This window comes from Rhizobium sp. MHM7A (assembly GCF_005862215.1).
In the GTDB taxonomy this organism is placed as follows: Bacteria; Pseudomonadota; Alphaproteobacteria; order Rhizobiales; family Rhizobiaceae; genus Rhizobium; species Rhizobium bangladeshense.
In genome coordinates this window covers 329,400-345,259 of the sequence record NZ_VCHT01000002.1, presented here as the reverse complement: position 1 = coordinate 345,259, position 15,860 = coordinate 329,400, and the positions used below count along the sequence as shown (strand labels likewise).

The following is a 15,860-nucleotide window of genomic DNA, read 5'->3' as shown; positions in this document are numbered from 1 at the left end:
AGAACATGGCTCGCTACTATTTCGATCTGCACAACGGGGAAGGTCCGACGCGCGACGAGCACGGCACCGAGCTCAAATCTCGTGAAGACATCCCCAAAGAGGTGACCCGCATCCTGTTGGACGTGGCCCGTGACGAATTGCCGGGAGGTGACCGCATGACGATTGCCGTCACCGTCCGCGACGAGCGCGGCGATCCGGTCACGGTCGCCAGCCTCGTCTTCAGCAATGAATGGCTCGACGTCATGCGATGACGGCCTCCATTGAGGCTGCCGCCGGGTCCCGTATTTGCATCAATCCGACTCGGTCGATGGACGCGACGCTAAGGCCCACTGTCAAAGGCGGCAATTAAATTTGACATAGTTTCGCCGCCCCAAGGCGACGCCTGCAGGCATTGTCCATGCGGATACCAATTACGGCTATTTCGCGATTTCTTCGAGAATGAGCCGGATCTCCGCAAGCGGTTTGCGGCTTTCGTCGAAGAGTTCGACCGAAAGCATGTTCAAAGGCGCAGTCGGCAGGCCTTCGGCTGCCATCTCCGCGAGCACCCTTCGCGCTTCGGCCTTGGCGGCCTCGACGGATTCGAATTCGTATCCGGTCTCGGTGCCGACACCATCACGATCGAAGAGCTGGAAGTGGAATTTCGGCACGGCATGCTCCTTCGATAATGCCCCTAACGATCCCGCAGGCGGCAGGTTCCGCCGGGAGAATTTTCAGCGGCCGCCACCGTGGCGTCAGAAGGCGCCGGGCTCGGGCGAAGCCATTTCCTCAATCGCGTCGACACGGTCGGGATAGAAGGCGAGATGGTCCTTGATGTTGCTGACAGCCGCATGCGGGGCTTCGTAAGTCCAGACGGCGTTCTCAGCGCGTTCGCCACCCAAAGCGATGCTGTAATAGGAGGCGTCGCCCTTATAGGGGCAATGCGTGCGGTGATCGGTGCGCTGAAGCAGGGTCATGTCGACATCCCGACGCGGAATATAATGGACCGGCGGATAGGAGGCCTCGCGCAGCGTCAGCGCGTTGCGGCTATCGGCTATCGTCCTGCCGCCGAAGGTGACGATGACGCGGCAGGGATTGTGCTCGACGGTGATCGGATGGTCCGGCCCCGGAATCTTGATCGACTTGTCCAACATGTTCGTCTCCGGAAGATAAGGATGCCCATGAGATAGGGCACCCATGCCGCCGGCCCAAGACCTCACATTCCCTCGCCTCACGCCTGGAACGCGAAACGCGGTGATGCCTGGCTGAGGGTAGCGCTCGATATTCTCACCGACCAGTGATGACGGAGCGCATCCGCCAGCGTCGCGACCAGTCTGCCGGTATCCTCGCCGGCGCCGGCATGAAGCGCCTCGGCGACGATCAGCACCGAGGCCGTCGTTTCCCGCACCGCCGAAAGCCCGCTCTGCCGGTTCGTCCAGCGGCGCGCATGCGCTCTGCCTTCTCCATCTGCAAAGATCACCTCGGCCGGTTCCGGATGCTCGCTTAGGCCGCCGAAGGTGAGATAGGTCTCATGCCCCGTTGCGTGCCGCACCTGGAGATCGCCGGCGATTTTTTCTGTGTCAAGGACGGCGACAGGAATGGCAAAGGCGAGTGAAATCGCATTGCAGAGATCGACGAGCGGATGAAGGCGCGGCAGTGTGCGCTCCTGGCGGAAGCGGCGCAGCAGCGCCTCGGAGGCGGAGCGATACTGCGTCGGCTTCAAGGCCATGCGGGAAAAGCCGCGCCGCCAGGCCTGGATCTCGGGGAATTCGCTTTCCTGGGCTTTGGCCAAGCGGGCCTCGGCAATCGCGCTGAAACTTGCGATCGCCTCCTCGACGTCTGCCGCCGAGTGAATGCCCTCGGCGTGAAGCACGCCGGCGCCAAGTTCCGGAAAAGCCTGCCATATCGCATCGGAATGGCTGAACTGCATGGTTATTTCCCCTCGATGAATTTCCTGTGGCTTCCTGCAAAGGCAAGCCCGGACATGGCCGCCAGCACGCAGACGATGCCGGCAATCTGATTGAAGTCGACCGGCTCGCCGAGAATGACGAAGGCGAGCATGACGGCCGAAACCGGAGCAAGCGCGGTGAAGAGCGCAGCTTCGGTGCCGCTTACCCTCTCTGCCCCGGCATACCAGAGCAGGAAGCCGCCGACGGTCGGCACCAGGGCATAATAGACGATGGCAGCGGCAGCGCTTGTGGAAAATCCATGCGCAAAGGGCGCCTCGAAAATGGCCGGAATGATAGAGACGGCGAAGCCGATGCCGGTCATCAGCGTCGACTGGGCAAGCGGCGCAATGTCAGCCGTCAGCCGCTTGTTCAGGAGAATGAACAAGCCTTCGCAGATCACCGCGAGGAAAATCAACGCATTGCCGGCAAGGGATCCACCGGTCGCCTCCGACGTGAAGGCGATCGAAAACACACCGGCGCTCGCCAGCGCCACCGCCAGAAGCAGGGCGCGCCCCGGCCGTTCGCGCAGCACGAGGATCGAAACCGCCGCCGAGACCACCGGCAGTGTGCCGATGATGACGCCGGCATCGGCCGCCGAGGTCAGGCTGAGGCCCGATATCAGCAGCGTCGTATACCCGACGCTGCCGGCGCCGGCCTGGATGAGGAGGATGAGACGGTCATGCCCTGAGAGCTTCGGCAACCGGGCGCCGCTTGCCCGCATCAGCAGGAAAAAGACGGGGAGAGCGAGGGCGAAACGCAAGGCGGTGGCGGTGAACGGCGGCAGTCCCGAAGCAATGATCTTGCTCGCAATGACAGTGCTACCGACCGTCAGCATGGCCAGCGTCAGATAGAAATAGCCTTGAACCTGTCTCGACATGCAGCGCTCCTGTTGGATGCGCCGAGGAAACAGCAGGGACCGGTCCGGGTCTTGAACGAAATTGCAGGGCGTCTTCCACGATCAGCCCTCCTCCCGAGGCGCGCAGGCCGGGGCCTCGAAGGTCGATGGCGGGTGGCTGGACCTCGGACCTCAGATAAACGCGCCGGCATAAAGCCGCGGCGACAGGCCGTATTTGCGCACGAAGACGCGCGTCATATGGCTCTGGTCGGCAAAGCCGCTGGCAAAGGCGGCGTCCGCAAGCGGCGTGCCCTGAGCGATCAGCCGCCGGGCGATATGGATGCGGGCCTGGACGAGATAGGCATGCGGCGTCAGGCCCGTCGCCCTGGCGAAGCCGCGCAGCACCTGGAAGCGGCTGAGGCCGCTTTCCCTGGAAAGATCGGCAAGCGAGACGGCGGCAAGAGGATCGTCATCGATCAGATCCAGCGCCGCGCGAATGGACGCCGGCACCGGCGGCCTCTCCTCACCGCCGCCGCTTTCCCGCATGACATCGGCTACGAGTTGCAGAAGCAGCTCCTCGCAGTGCAGCCCGTCGGCCGCACTGGCGGTCGCCGCCCGAAACAGCGTTTCGAAGCGGCCGGCGATCGCCGCGTCGCGAATGACGGGATGCGGGATTTCCGAGCGCCCTGCGCCGATCTCTTGCGAGAGACCGGTTAGGATCTCGGGATCGAAATAGAGGATGCGCCACGACCGGCGCTCGCCTATCGGCGCGCCGTCATGCACCTCGTTCGGATTGACGGTGATGATATCGCCGGCCTCGGCCTCCACCATGCCGCGCCCGCTGAGCGATTTCTGTGCCCCCGACCAGACGAGACCGATGCCGAACTGCTCATGCGTGTGCCTGGCGAAACTGTGAGGCGTTTCGGCTTCCACCGCTTCGACGCCTGTCAGCGCCGAGCGCAGCATCCTGAACTGGTTTTTCGGCATTTCACATCCGCAGGTCCGATCCCGGCCACTTTGCCAGCCGGACAGATGGGGCGCAACCGCCGCTACGGATTAGAAGAACTCGTCGAGCAGCCGATAGTAATGGAGCCGCGCAGGATCCGGCGCCGGCATCCCGTACCGATCGAGAAAAGGCTGCACCAGCGCCTCGCCGAAATTGGAGGCGATGCTGCGGCAGGCAAGCGCGATATCCTGATGGCCGGCCAGACGCCCGCCGCAGAATCCAGCCGGCAATGCCTTGAAAATGTCAATGAAGCGTTTCGGCGGGGGCTGCTTCGAGCAGGATCTCGAAAGCCTCTTCAAGCGCCGCCACCAGAATATCGGTGAGTTCGTCGGATTTGTTTTCCAAAAACAGCGCGCTCACGGCTTCGTCCTGCCGCTCCAGAAAACGCTCGATCTCGTTCGACATATCATTGTCCCTTCTTCACCGTACCATCACGGCCAATGAGGAGAGGTTAGGTAGGGTTCCTTGCGCGTGGCTGGTTGTTTCTGAGCGCAGTTCAGGATCACGAGGAGCTAGTCGCGAATGTTAAATTCGGCGTACTGGCTGCGGGGGATCAAGTCTCCGACTTTGTAGAAGAACGCCAGGACCTTTGTGGCATCAGCGTTTACCTCGCACCGGAACTGAATACGATACCAACGGCCGGAGCCGCTCACGAAACGGCCCCTCTGCCGCACCTCCACCACTGTTTCGTTCGTGAACTTATAGGAAGGAAGACCAGCTCCTCGATACTTAGGCGATTCGTGCTCAAGCTGTTGACCGAGCTCGGTTCGACACAGTTCGTCCATGCGTTGACCGCGCGACATATTGCCGATCGCCGTGCGAGCAACGGGATCATCGGTGATACTACGTGAAAACAGCGTCTTTGCCTGTGGCAATTGCTCCCTCCGCGCCTCGTCCTCCTGTTGCGTCGGCTTTTTTGTCTCGGAAGGCCCCTCCATTTCGAAGTTCGTCTGCGCTTCTTCCGTTGTAGCGGCGACAGGCGCATCTCGTTCCGGATGAGTATCCACCGCAGCAACTTCCGGCAAATTCACGTCCTTAGGAACAGGATTGCCCGAAGGTTGTTGGATCGAAGCCGGCTTTTCCGCTGCATTCTCGGCGGGCTCAGGTTGCGTCGGTGTCGGCTCGGATGGTGGAGGAACAGGCGCCGCATTTGGCTTACCTTGCGAGGAACTTCCGGTGCTCGATTTCTTCGGGCCGGTATCCTCGTCCCCGAATTCAAAGACCGGACGCGTCGCTGGCAGTGGTTTGCGCACCTCGGGCTGAAGCTCTGCAGCTTCCTTTGGCTGAGGGGACGGCGGCGGTGGTGGCGGCGGAGGCGCCTTCTTAACCTCTTGCGGCGGCGTCGGCTCTTGCGGTTTCTCTTCGGGTTTCTTCTCTTCCGGCTTCTTCTCCTCCGGCGGCGGGACGAGCTCCACCTTCACGCTCTCGTCCTCCGGCGGCTTCGGCTCGATCTTCGGCAGGCCGAAGATAAGGAGGGCAACGACCGGCACATGCAGAAGCACGGACGCGCCGATACCCCAGCGGATTTCGGGCCGCCGTTTTACCGTTTCATGATTCGTCTCTGCCAATTCCACTTCTTCGGTCACAGCAGCGATGTGGCCTTTAAAGCCGGCAGCATCAAGCCGCAAAAGCAAAAAACCTCGTGATCGCCGTCCCTCATCGGCCGGCAGGGCGGCCGTCGCAAGCTTTTTGTGGCTTCGGTCTAGCTGAGCGAACCTATCAGATCCCTATAGGCCGCCTCCGGAAAAGCCTTCAGCGTCTCGGTCCGGACATTGCCGCCCATGGACAGCGCCAGGGTGAAATGCGCCATGACGGCATCATCGGGCGCCTCGCAGACGGCGACCATGTCATGCCCGCCCATCGTCAGATAAAATTGGGTGAAGGAGCCGCCGACGCTGGCGAGCAATTTCTTCGCCGCGTCCAGCCGTTTTGGCGAGTCTCGGACGTTGCGGATGCCCTGGTCCGTCCAATCGATCAAAAGAATGTAAGTGGTCATATCGCACCTCCCAGAGCGTGGTGCCGAAATGGTGAGCAGACGACATCATGCTCTATTTCCTGATGCAGATCCGGATTCGGATTTCAGGCCGGCAGGGCCTGCAATCATCTGGATCCAGCGGAGGATAGGCCGTGCAGGCATATGTCGCCCCTCGCTCGCGCGTTGCGATCGATCCCTCCCCCGCGGCCGGATTATAGGCTTGTCACCACAAGGCGACAAGAAAGCCGGCGGAATCATCGGGACTAATCATAAAAGCAAAAGCCGGGCGTAAAACCCGGCTTTTCCAAATCATGATGGCATTGTCGAAACGTCAGCTGTCGAGGAAGGAGCGCAGCTTTCTCGAGCGGCTCGGATGCTTCAGCTTGCGCAGCGCCTTCGCCTCGATCTGGCGGATACGCTCGCGGGTGACCGAGAACTGCTGGCCGACTTCTTCGAGCGTGTGGTCGGTGTTCATGCCGATGCCGAAGCGCATGCGCAGAACACGTTCCTCGCGCGGCGTCAGCGAGGCGAGTACGCGGGTCGTCGTCTCGCGCAGGTTCGCCTGGATGGCGGCGTCGATCGGCAGCAGCGCGTTCTTGTCCTCGATGAAATCGCCGAGATGCGAATCCTCTTCGTCGCCCACCGGGGTTTCGAGCGAGATCGGCTCCTTGGCGATCTTCAGGACCTTGCGGACCTTTTCGAGCGGCATGGCAAGCTTTTCGGCCAGTTCTTCCGGCGTCGGCTCACGGCCGATCTCGTGCAGCATCTGGCGCGATGTGCGGACGATCTTGTTGATCGTCTCGATCATATGCACCGGAATGCGGATCGTGCGGGCCTGGTCGGCGATCGAACGGGTGATCGCCTGACGGATCCACCACGTCGCATAGGTCGAGAACTTGTAGCCGCGGCGGTATTCGAACTTGTCGACCGCCTTCATCAGGCCGATATTGCCTTCCTGGATGAGGTCGAGGAACTGCAGGCCGCGGTTCGTGTACTTCTTGGCGATGGAGATGACGAGGCGAAGGTTCGCTTCGACCATTTCCTTCTTGGCGATGCGGGCTTCGCGCTCGCCCTTCTGCACCATATGCACGATGCGGCGGAATTCCGAGATCGAAATTCCGGTCTCGGTCGCCAGATTCTGGATCTCCTGGCGGATGTCTCGGATCGTCGTGTTTTCGCCCTTGGCGAATTCCTTCCAGCCGCGGGCGGCCAGATTGCCGATCGACTTCATCCAGTTCGGGTCGAGTTCGGCGCCCTGGTACTGTTCCAGGAAGCTATCGCGCTTCACGCCGTAGGATTCGGCCAGACGCAGCAGACGTCCCTCGTTGGAAACGAGTCGCTTGTTGATGTCGTAGAGCTGCTCGACCAGAGCGTCGATGCGGTTCTGGTTCAGGGACAGGGACTTGACCGCCTTGATCAGCTCATCCTTGAGCTCCTTGTAGCGGCGCTCCTGGGCTGAAGACAGCGTGCCGGACGCCGACAGGCGCTGCTCGACCTGCTGGTCCTGCAGCTTGCGCAGCTTCTTATAGGTCTCGGCGATCGTATCCAGCGTCTCCATCACCTGCGGGCGAAGCTCGGCTTCCATGGCCGCCAGCGACAGGTTGGATTCGTCCTCGTCCTCTTCCTCCTCTTCCGGAGGCAGTCCTTCGCCGCCGACATCGGTGATGTCGTCGTCGCCGGAACGGGCGCGCCGGGTCTTTTCCTTCTCCTCAGCGGCCTTGCGGTCGGCCTCGATCTTTTCGGGGCTCTGGAACTGCGGCGCAGCCTTGGCTTCCGGACCGGAATAGGTCGTTTCGAGATCGATGATCTCGCGCAAGAGCGTCGTGCCTTCGTTGAGTTCGTCGCGCCAGATGATCAGCGCCTGGAAGGTCAGCGGGCTCTCACAGAGGCCCGCGATCATCGTCTCGCGGCCGGCTTCGATCCGCTTGGCGATCGCGATTTCGCCCTCGCGCGACAGAAGCTCCACCGAGCCCATCTCGCGCAGATACATGCGAACCGGATCGTCGGTGCGGTCGGTCGGTTCCTTTTTCTTGGCGGTCGCAAGCGCAGTGCCGCCCGAAGGCGCGAGTTCGCCGCCTTCGCTGTCGTCGTCGCCACCAGCGTCGTCGTCATCGCCGCCCTGGGCTCCGGCCTCTTCGGCTTCCTCGTCCTCGATGACGTTGATGCCCATGTCAGACAGCATCGACATCGTGTCTTCGATCTGCTCGGAGGTGACTTCCTCGGACGGCAGGACGGCGTTCAACTCGTCCATCGTCACATAGCCGCGCTTCTTGGCGGCCTTGATCATCTTCTTGACCGCGTCGTCGGAAAGATCGAGAAGAGGGCCGTCGCTTGCGCCGTCGCGTTCGACTTCCGCGTCTTCGTTCTCTTTGACCTTGGTTGCCATTTATATCGTCGCCTTCCTGACGCTATCCAATCTCGCTACGGTGAATGGGCCGTCTCAGGCCTGACGCACCGCTCGCGCCGCCCTAGAATCACCTTGCCCACCTAACGGGATGACGTTTAAAGTCTGATTAACCACGATAGCCGGTGCCGGACAGCAAAGATTTCTTGCTTTTGGCTTTCCGGCCATGGTTGCGCGATCCGCCTTGACCCAGTTCACCGTTTCAACAAGTCGAACGGTGATTCCCACATTTTTTGTTCTCGTCAAGCTTTTCCAGCAAAAAAGCACGCGAAAACTCGGAAAAAGCCTTATCCACAGGCTTTGAACCGCGGCTGCGATTGCGAACCTTATTTAAGAAGCAGCGAACAAAAGACAAGGGTGGCAAAGATTTTGCCTGCTGCATCTATCATTGCGGCGGCTTTCGAAGTTGTGCCGGAAATATATGCCCTCTTAGCGGGCGGGCATCGGCCGGGCTGATGCGTCGCGCCGTCATAGGCTGTCACCTTCAGCACGCCGAGATCTAACTCAGCAATGCAGCGCAGGTTGATCGGGCGCTATAGGCCCACGGGCTTGCCGCAGGGCGCGATGCCGCAATTGCATCCTCCTCACATCCAGTCCATCACGACCTTGCCTGAGTTGCCGGAGCGCATCGCCTCGAACCCGTCGCGGAAATCGTCGATTTTGATGCGATGGGTGATGATGGGCGAAAGATCGAGGCCGCCCTGCACGAAGGCGATCATCTTGTACCAGGTTTCGAACATCTCGCGGCCGTAGATGCCCTTGAGATTGAGCATCTTGAAGATCACCTTGTTCCAGTCGATCTCGAAGCCCGCCGGCGCAATTCCGAGAATGGCGATCTTGCCGCCATTGTTCATCTTGTCGATCATGTCGCGGAAGGCAGGCGCCGCGCCCGACATCTCGAGCCCGACATCGAAACCCTCCGTCATGCCGATCGCCTTCATAACATCGGCAAGATTTTCCTTCGATGCGTCGACGACATGATCGATGCCCAGCTTGCGCGCCAGATCCAGACGGTGCGGATTGATGTCGGTGATAACAACCTTGCGGGCGCCGGAACGCTTGGCGACCAGTGCTCCCATGATGCCGATCGGCCCGGCGCCGGTGACGAGCACGTCCTCGCCGACGAGATCGAAAGAGAGTGCTGTATGCACGGCATTGCCGAACGGATCGAAGATCGCTGCGATCTCGTCTGATATATCGTCCGGAATCGGCACGACATTGCTTTCGGGAATGCAGACGAACTCGCCGAAGGAACCCGGCCGGTTGACGCCGACGCCGAGCGTGTTGCGGCAGAGATGCCCCCTGCCCGCCCGGCAGTTGCGGCACTTGCCGCAGACAATATGCCCCTCGCCGGAGACCCGCTCGCCGATATGATAGCGGGTGACCGCCGAGCCGATCTCGGCTATCTGGCCGGAGAACTCATGGCCGACGACCATCGGCACCGGAATGGTCTTCTGCGCCCACTGGTCCCAGTTCCAGATATGCACGTCGGTGCCGCAGATCGCCGATTTCTTCACCCGGATCAGCACATCGTTCGGCCCGACCTCGGGCACCGGCACATTCTCCATCCAAAGCCCGACTTCCGGCTTCGATTTGACCAGCGCCTTCATCATGTTAGACATATGCATATCCCGCCTTTGCTTCGCGCCAGCTTCGCTATCCCCTCTTCCTCCCGCTGGGGAGAAGGAGTAAATCGCGACATCCCCATCCTCAAATCACGCCCAATTCCCGCCCTGCCTCCGCAAAAGCCGCAATCGCCCGCTCGACGTCCGCCTTCGAATGCGCCGCCGACATCTGCGTTCGGATCCGGGCCTGGCCTTTCGGCACGACGGGGAAAGAGAAGCCGATCACATAGATCCCCTTCTTCAGCATCAGGCTTGCCATGTCCTGCGCGAGCTTGGCATCGCCAAGCATGACGGGGATGATCGGATGGCCTTCCCCGGCGAGCTTGAAGCCGAGCTTCGTCATTTCAGTGCGGAAGAGATCGGCATTGTCGGAAAGGCGCTTGCGCAGGGCATCGCCGTTTTCGATCAGGTCGAAAACTTTCAGCGAGGCAGCGGCGATGACGGGCGCCAGCGTGTTCGAGAACAGATAGGGCCTAGAGCGCTGCCGCAGCCATTCGACGATTTCAGCTCTCGCCGAAGTGTAACCGCCGGAGGCTCCGCCGAGCGCCTTTCCGAGCGTGCCTGTTATAATGTCGATCCGGCCTTCGACGCCGCAATATTCCGGCGAACCGCGGCCGTTCTTGCCGACGAAACCGACCGCATGACTGTCATCGACCATGACCATCGCGCCGTATTTCTCCGCGAGATCGCACACGCCTTGCAGATTGGCGATGATCCCGTCCATGGAAAAGACGCCGTCGGTCGCAATCATCTTGAAGCGGCTGCCTTCGGCTTTTTTCAGCTCATCTTCCAGCGCCGCCATATCATTGTTGGCGTAGCGGAAGCGCTTTGCCTTGGAGAGGCGCACGCCATCGATGATCGAGGCATGGTTCAGCACGTCGGAAATAATCGCATCCTCTTCGCCGAGCACCGTCTCGAACAGACCGCCATTGGCGTCGAAACAGGAGGAATAGAGGATCGTGTCTTCCATGCCGAGAAAGGAGGAGATGCGCGCTTCGAGCTGCTTGTGCTCCTCCTGCGTTCCGCAGATGAACCGCACCGACGCCATGCCGTAACCGTAGCGGTCGAGCGCTCTCTTGCCGGCCTCGGCCAGTTCCTCATTATCGGCAAGGCCGAGATAGTTGTTGGCGCAGAAATTCAGCACCCGCTCGCCCGTGGAAATCGCAATTTCGCCGGCCTGCTTGGAACTGATGACCCGCTCCGACTTATAAAGGCCGGCATCCTTCAGGGCCGAAATCTCGGCCCGGAGATGGGAAAGAAATGGCGAGGTCATGGGCAGCCCTTCCTGACGTTTCTATAGGCCTCGGGTTAGCATATCGCCACCGGCTTGTCTTCTTCAGCGCTGCGCCGAGATCAGCAGGAACATCGGCCGGTCCATTTCCGTCGTCCAGTCGGGATTATCCCGCAATTCCTCCTTGGTCGGGCTCCACTCCTCGACATGGCGGATGGAAAAGCCAGCCCCGATCAAGGCGTTGAGCGTCGTACCAAGCTTGCGGTGCTGCTTGATCACGCCCTTGGCGAGCCAGTCCGTCGTGCGCGCGCCTTCGACGGAATAGCGATCGAGCGGCCAGATCCGTCGCCCTTCGGCATCGCTCGTCCAATCCGGTCTGCTTGGCGCCATATAGATCGGATGCTCGATGGTGAAGACGAAATGCGATCCCGGCAGAAGCGCGCGTTGGACCATCGCGACGAGCCCGGTGAAATTCTCGATATAGTGCAGCGCCAGCGAACTGTAGGCGAAATCGAAAGCGCCTTCGGCAAGTTCGAGATATTCGAGATCGGCGATTTCGTAGGTGACCGCCGCATCGCTCGTATCGGCCCTGGCTCTGGCGATCATCTTTTCTGAAATATCAAGTGCGAGCACGCTTGCGGCACCCTGGCTTCTGGCAAAACGCGAAAACCAGCCGAAGCCACAGCCGAGATCGACGACGCGTTTGCCGGTAAGATCGGGCAGAAGCGCACGCACCGCTGGCCACTCGGCCGCTCCGCCGAGCCCGCGAAGAGATCGGCTAAGGTCGCTGTATCCGGCGAAGAATTCCGGCCGGTCGTAGATATTCTGAGCCATCGGCATTTCTCCTCGGAGCAGCATCTATCATGCCAATCCGGCCGATCTCAAGGATCGCCCTGACCCTTCAGTCCTTGTCGTGAGAGAGAATGATCTCCAGAAACGCGTCGCCATAGCGCTCGAGTTTCGATTGGCCGACGCCCGATATGCCGAGCAATTCCTTGCGGCTGCGCGGCCGTTCCGTCGCGAAGGCAATGAGCGTCGTGTCAGGAAAGACGACATAGGGCGGCACGCCGAGCGATTTGGCGAGCCGCATGCGCTCGGCCCGCAGCGCCTCGAAAAGCGTGCCGTCGGCGCCCGACAGGCCCGATTTGCGCTCGCTGCGCTCGGCCTTCTTCGTGCGCCGCTCCGAGGCCGGCCTGTCCTTGCGGAAGAATACCTGTCGCTCTTGCTTGAATACGGCGCGCGCCTCCGGCTCCAGCTTCAGCGCTCCATAAGCCTCATGATCGATGCGGATCAGCCCCATGGCGAGCAGCTGGCGGTAGACGGATTGCCATGTGCGCGCGGGAATGTCCTTGCCGGCGCCGAAGACCGGCATATCGACATGGCCGAAACGTTCGGTCTTTTCGTTGACGTTGCCGACCAGCACATCGATCACATGGCCGGCGCCGAACCGCTCGCCGGTGCGGTAGACGGCGGCGAGCGCCTTGATCGCCGCTTCCGTGCCCTCCCAGGTTTCGACCGGTTTCAGGCAGGTGTCGCAATTGCCGCATCGGCCGGCATGAGCCTCGCCGAAATGGGCAAGGATCGCCTGCCGACGGCAGGAGGCGGTTTCGCAGATCGCCAGCAAGGCATTGAGCTTGGCGCGCTCGACCCGCTTGATCTCGTCTGCGGCATTGCCCTCGTCGATCATGCGGCGGCGTTGGATGACGTCGGCCATGCCATAGGCCATCCAAACGTCGGACGGCAGGCCGTCTCGGCCGGCGCGCCCGGTCTCCTGATAATAGGCCTCCACCGAGCCCGGCAGATCGAGATGGGCGACATAACGCACATTCGGCTTGTCGATGCCCATGCCGAAGGCGACGGTCGCGACCAGGCAGAGGTTCTCTTCTTTCAGGAAAGCATCCTGATTGGCGTCGCGCAGCGCCCGGTCCATGCCGGCATGATAGGGCAGCGCACGGATGCCCTGCCCGTTCAGCCAGTCGGCCGTATCCTCGACTTTGGCGCGCGACAGGCAATAGACGATGCCGCTGTTGCCCTTATGGCCGGACAGGAAGCGCAGGAGCTGCTGGCGCGGCTGGTCGCGCTCGACGATTTCATAGGCAATATTCGGCCTGTCGAAGCTGGTGGTGAAGACTTCGGCATTGCCGAGCCCCAGCCGCTCGACGATATCGTCACGCGTATGCGGGTCGGCCGTTGCCGTCAGCGCCACGCGGGGTACATCAGGATACTGCGCGCCGAGGCGGCCGAGTTCGCGATATTCCGGGCGGAAATCATGACCCCATTGGGAGACGCAATGGGCCTCATCGATGGCAAACAGCGCGATCTTCTCACTTGCGATCAGCTCGCGGAAACCGTCGGTCAGGATGCGCTCGGGCGTCACGTAGAGAAGGTCGAGCTTTCCCGCCGAAAGCGCGCGGCGGACCTCGACGAATTCCTCGCGCGATAGTGACGAATTCAGTGCCGCAGCCCTGATGCCGAGCTGCTTCATCGCCTCCACCTGATCGCGCATCAACGCAATCAACGGCGAAACGACGATGCCGACGCCGTCGCGGCAAAGCGCCGGAATCTGAAAGCACAGCGATTTGCCCGCACCTGTCGGAAAAAGCACCACCGCATCACCGCCCGAAACCACGTGCTCGACCACCTGCTGCTGCTTGCCGCGGAAGGAGGAATAGCCATAGACCTGCTTCAGGACGTCGAGCGGCGAGCGGCCGGCGGAAAACAGCGCATCGGAAGCGGAAAAGCCAGGTTCATTACGTTCGCTGAGCGGCATCAGTGGTTCGCCGCCCCCTTGACGCGGCCGGAAAGCACGCCGAAGCCGTCGATGATCGCCTCCTGGTTCTCCAGGCGCACACCTTCGTAATGCACTTCCTGTTGCGCCCGCATCAGCTGCGCTATTGCCTCGCCATCGCCGGCTTCAGTCGCGAGCGCGATTTCGCGCTCGAGTTCCATCTTCTGCCGGCGCAGCGCTTTGGCGCGCTTGTGAAAGGCGAGCGCCTGGCGATATCCCTCGCGTGCATCCTCAATCGCCGCCTCCTCGGTCGCCGTCCACAGCCGGGCATTGCGCACCTGCTGATCGAGGCTCTTGATGAGCGGGCCGAAACCTTCGAATTCCAGTCTTTCGGTCAGATATTCCCGCGTCAGATGTGGACCGGCGACGGCAGCCGCAGCCCCCAGCATCGCCGACCAGAGCCGCTGCAGCGGCTTGCTGTCATATTCGATTGCAGCGATCTCGTCATAATCGTCTATCATCAGCGAGGGATGGTTGACGATCGTCAGCGCCAGCACGCTTTCACGCAGAGCCGTATTGTCCTGATGACCGCGCACAAGGCCGGAGCGGGCAAGCCGGTCGGAAATGACGTTCGGAGTTTTCGGCCCCGCCTTGCCGCCATTGTCGCGGCCTGCCCGGCCGCTGAAGCCGCGCCGCTCGCCATTGCCGCGGTTCTGGAACTGAGGTTGGAAGAAGGCGTTCAGCCGGTCGCGTATATCCTGCTGGTAGTGACGGCGCACATTTTCGTCGGCGATGACGGAGACGAGCTGTTTCAGCCGCGCCTCAAGCTCGGCGCGCGCTTCCGGCGTGTCGAACTTGCCGGTGTTGATCTCGCGGTTCCAGAGCATATCGGAGAGCGGCTTTGCCTGGCTCATCACCTTGTCGAAGGGAGCGCGCCCTTCATCACGCACGAGATCGTCGGGATCCTTGCCGTCGGGCAGGAGCGCGAAGCGGACGGAGCGGCCGGGCTTCAGATGCGGCAGCGCCAGTTCGGCAGCGCGATTGGCGGCGCGAATGCCGGCGCCGTCGCCATCGAAGCAGAGCACCGGCTGCGGCACCATTTTCCAGAGCAGCTCGAGCTGGTTTTCCGTGAGCGCCGTGCCGAGCGGCGCAACGGCGTTCTCGATGCCCGCCTGATGAAGTGCGATCACGTCCATATAGCCTTCGACGGCAATGATGGTGCCGCTCGCATTCTCATCCTGAGGATCGCCGCGCCCCGCTCCCTGGATTGCGCGGCGCGCGCGGGCGAAATTGTAGAGCACGTTGCCCTTGTGAAAGAGCTCCGTTTCATTGGAGTTCAGATATTTCGCCGGCGCATCGGACGACATGGCGCGGCCGCCGAAGGCGATCACCTTTTCCCGGGACGACAGGATTGGGAACATGATCCGGTCGCGGAAGCGATCATAGGAGACCGGCACGTTTTCATGAACGACCAGGCCGCAGGCCTCGATCTGCTCCTTGGAAACGCCCTTGCCGGCGAGGAATTCCTTGAGTGCATTGCGGCTGTCAGGCGCGTAACCGAGACGGAAGGTCTCGATGGTACGCCCGGTCAGCCCGCGATCGCGCAGATAGGCGCGCGCCTTTGCGCCATTCGCCGTCTGCAGCTGATCCTGAAAGAAGCACGTCGCCATTTCCATGACGTCGATCAGCGAACCGCGTTCCTTTTCGCGCTTCTCCATCGCGGCATCGGCAAGCGGCATCGGCACGCCTGCCATGTCGGCAATCTGCTGCACTGCCTCGGGAAAACTCAAGCCCTCCAGCTCCGTCAGAAAGCGGAAATGGTCACCGGTGACGCCGCAGCCGAAGCAATGATACCGGCCCTTTCGATCCTCGCAGTGGAAGCTCGGCGATTTCTCGCCATGGAAGGGGCAGCAGGCCCAGTAGTCACCACGCGAGACATTGGTCTTGCGCTTGTCCCAGCTGACTCGGCGCGCGATCACGTTCGAAATCGGAACGCGGTCGCGGATTTCATCGAGAAAGGTGTTGGAAAAGCGCATTTATACCTCTTGGCCAAGCTCCATATAAGCTGCTTTGCCGCACCATGCCACGAAACTCGTCAGGAAAACCCGCTATTCACAGGCAAGTGCACCGG

General features: G+C 61.4%; 15 protein-coding genes and 1 pseudogene. 1 reads left to right on the top strand and 15 read right to left on the bottom strand.

What is annotated here, in order from left to right; genetic code table 11:
- Positions 1-5: 5 nt before the first annotated feature.
- On the top strand, positions 6-251 hold the full coding sequence (locus FFR93_RS09865) for a hypothetical protein (RefSeq protein ID WP_064705676.1): 246 nt from the start codon (positions 6-8) through the stop codon (positions 249-251).
- Between the two features lie 165 nt (positions 252-416).
- Here FFR93_RS09865 and FFR93_RS09860 read toward each other — a convergent pair whose 3' ends face one another.
- From FFR93_RS09860 to dnaG, 15 genes and pseudogenes are all read right to left on the bottom strand, one after another.
- Positions 417-647, bottom strand: coding sequence for a hypothetical protein (locus FFR93_RS09860; RefSeq protein WP_020921849.1), 231 nt, complete (start codon positions 645-647; stop codon positions 417-419).
- A gap of 84 nt (positions 648-731) precedes the next feature.
- On the bottom strand, positions 732-1,130 hold the full coding sequence (locus FFR93_RS09855; protein WP_138393098.1) for a DUF427 domain-containing protein: 399 nt from the start codon (positions 1,128-1,130) through the stop codon (positions 732-734).
- A 77-nt stretch (positions 1,131-1,207) separates the two neighbouring features.
- The gene (locus tag FFR93_RS09850) at positions 1,208-1,906 is read right to left on the bottom strand and encodes a phenylalanine--tRNA ligase beta subunit-related protein (RefSeq protein ID WP_138393097.1); all 699 of its coding nucleotides are present in this window, start codon (positions 1,904-1,906) and stop codon (positions 1,208-1,210) included.
- Between the two features lie 2 nt (positions 1,907-1,908).
- A complete protein-coding gene (locus tag FFR93_RS09845; protein WP_138393096.1) occupies positions 1,909-2,802 on the bottom strand; it encodes a DMT family transporter in 894 nt (297 codons plus the stop codon).
- 150 nt (positions 2,803-2,952) lie between these two features.
- On the bottom strand, positions 2,953-3,747 hold the full coding sequence (locus FFR93_RS09840; protein ID WP_138393095.1) for an AraC family transcriptional regulator: 795 nt from the start codon (positions 3,745-3,747) through the stop codon (positions 2,953-2,955).
- A 69-nt stretch (positions 3,748-3,816) separates the two neighbouring features.
- Positions 3,817-3,960, bottom strand: a pseudogene (locus tag FFR93_RS09835) (APH(3') family aminoglycoside O-phosphotransferase); the annotation flags it as partial.
- A 49-nt stretch (positions 3,961-4,009) separates the two neighbouring features.
- Entirely contained in the window at positions 4,010-4,171 is a 162-nt protein-coding gene (locus FFR93_RS40775) for a hypothetical protein (RefSeq protein WP_167358941.1), read from the bottom strand.
- Between the two features lie 107 nt (positions 4,172-4,278).
- The gene (locus tag FFR93_RS09830) at positions 4,279-5,394 is read right to left on the bottom strand and encodes a DUF930 domain-containing protein (RefSeq protein ID WP_138393094.1); all 1,116 of its coding nucleotides are present in this window, start codon (positions 5,392-5,394) and stop codon (positions 4,279-4,281) included.
- A gap of 74 nt (positions 5,395-5,468) precedes the next feature.
- A complete protein-coding gene (locus FFR93_RS09825) occupies positions 5,469-5,762 on the bottom strand; it encodes a GYD domain-containing protein (protein ID WP_064705681.1) in 294 nt (97 codons plus the stop codon).
- A gap of 310 nt (positions 5,763-6,072) precedes the next feature.
- Entirely contained in the window at positions 6,073-8,127 is a 2,055-nt protein-coding gene (gene rpoD, locus FFR93_RS09820; protein WP_064684285.1) for an RNA polymerase sigma factor RpoD, read from the bottom strand.
- A gap of 602 nt (positions 8,128-8,729) precedes the next feature.
- Positions 8,730-9,767: an L-threonine 3-dehydrogenase gene (tdh, locus tag FFR93_RS09815; protein WP_064705682.1), complete on the bottom strand. Its 1,038-nt coding sequence runs from the start codon at positions 9,765-9,767 to the stop codon at positions 8,730-8,732.
- Positions 9,768-9,855: 88 nt separating this feature from the next.
- Positions 9,856-11,043, bottom strand: a complete 1,188-nt coding sequence (locus tag FFR93_RS09810; RefSeq protein ID WP_138393093.1) for a glycine C-acetyltransferase — start codon at positions 11,041-11,043, stop codon at positions 9,856-9,858.
- 63 nt (positions 11,044-11,106) lie between these two features.
- Positions 11,107-11,835 (bottom strand): class I SAM-dependent methyltransferase, encoded by a 729-nt coding sequence (locus FFR93_RS09805; RefSeq protein ID WP_138393092.1) that lies wholly within the window; start codon positions 11,833-11,835, stop codon positions 11,107-11,109.
- Between the two features lie 67 nt (positions 11,836-11,902).
- Positions 11,903-13,771 carry a DNA helicase RecQ gene (gene recQ, locus FFR93_RS09800; RefSeq protein ID WP_138393091.1) on the bottom strand — a complete coding sequence of 623 codons (1,869 nt, stop codon included), beginning with the start codon at positions 13,769-13,771 and terminating at the stop codon, positions 11,903-11,905.
- The gene (dnaG, locus tag FFR93_RS09795; protein WP_138393090.1) at positions 13,771-15,765 is read right to left on the bottom strand and encodes a DNA primase; all 1,995 of its coding nucleotides are present in this window, start codon (positions 15,763-15,765) and stop codon (positions 13,771-13,773) included. The genes recQ and dnaG overlap by 1 nt, the downstream gene beginning before the upstream one ends.
- Positions 15,766-15,860: the final 95 nt, after the last annotated feature.

Excerpts from the sequence above, each read along its gene's own strand:
- FFR93_RS09865 (WP_064705676.1), top strand. The coding sequence starts at position 6 with ATGGCTCGCTACTATTTCGATCTGCACAACGGGGAAGGTCCGACGCGC.
- FFR93_RS09855 (WP_138393098.1), bottom strand. The coding sequence starts at position 1,130 with ATGTTGGACAAGTCGATCAAGATTCCGGGGCCGGACCATCCGATCACC.
- FFR93_RS09850 (WP_138393097.1), bottom strand. The coding sequence starts at position 1,906 with ATGCAGTTCAGCCATTCCGATGCGATATGGCAGGCTTTTCCGGAACTT.
- FFR93_RS09845 (WP_138393096.1), bottom strand. The coding sequence starts at position 2,802 with ATGTCGAGACAGGTTCAAGGCTATTTCTATCTGACGCTGGCCATGCTG.
- FFR93_RS09840 (WP_138393095.1), bottom strand. The coding sequence starts at position 3,747 with ATGCCGAAAAACCAGTTCAGGATGCTGCGCTCGGCGCTGACAGGCGTC.
- FFR93_RS40775 (WP_167358941.1), bottom strand. The coding sequence starts at position 4,171 with ATGTCGAACGAGATCGAGCGTTTTCTGGAGCGGCAGGACGAAGCCGTG.
- FFR93_RS09825 (WP_064705681.1), bottom strand. The coding sequence starts at position 5,762 with ATGACCACTTACATTCTTTTGATCGATTGGACGGACCAGGGCATCCGC.
- rpoD (WP_064684285.1), bottom strand. The coding sequence starts at position 8,127 with ATGGCAACCAAGGTCAAAGAGAACGAAGACGCGGAAGTCGAACGCGAC.
- tdh (WP_064705682.1), bottom strand. The coding sequence starts at position 9,767 with ATGTCTAACATGATGAAGGCGCTGGTCAAATCGAAGCCGGAAGTCGGG.
- FFR93_RS09810 (WP_138393093.1), bottom strand. The coding sequence starts at position 11,043 with ATGACCTCGCCATTTCTTTCCCATCTCCGGGCCGAGATTTCGGCCCTG.
- FFR93_RS09805 (WP_138393092.1), bottom strand. The coding sequence starts at position 11,835 with ATGGCTCAGAATATCTACGACCGGCCGGAATTCTTCGCCGGATACAGC.
- recQ (WP_138393091.1), bottom strand. The coding sequence starts at position 13,771 with ATGCCGCTCAGCGAACGTAATGAACCTGGCTTTTCCGCTTCCGATGCG.
- dnaG (WP_138393090.1), bottom strand. The coding sequence starts at position 15,765 with ATGCGCTTTTCCAACACCTTTCTCGATGAAATCCGCGACCGCGTTCCG.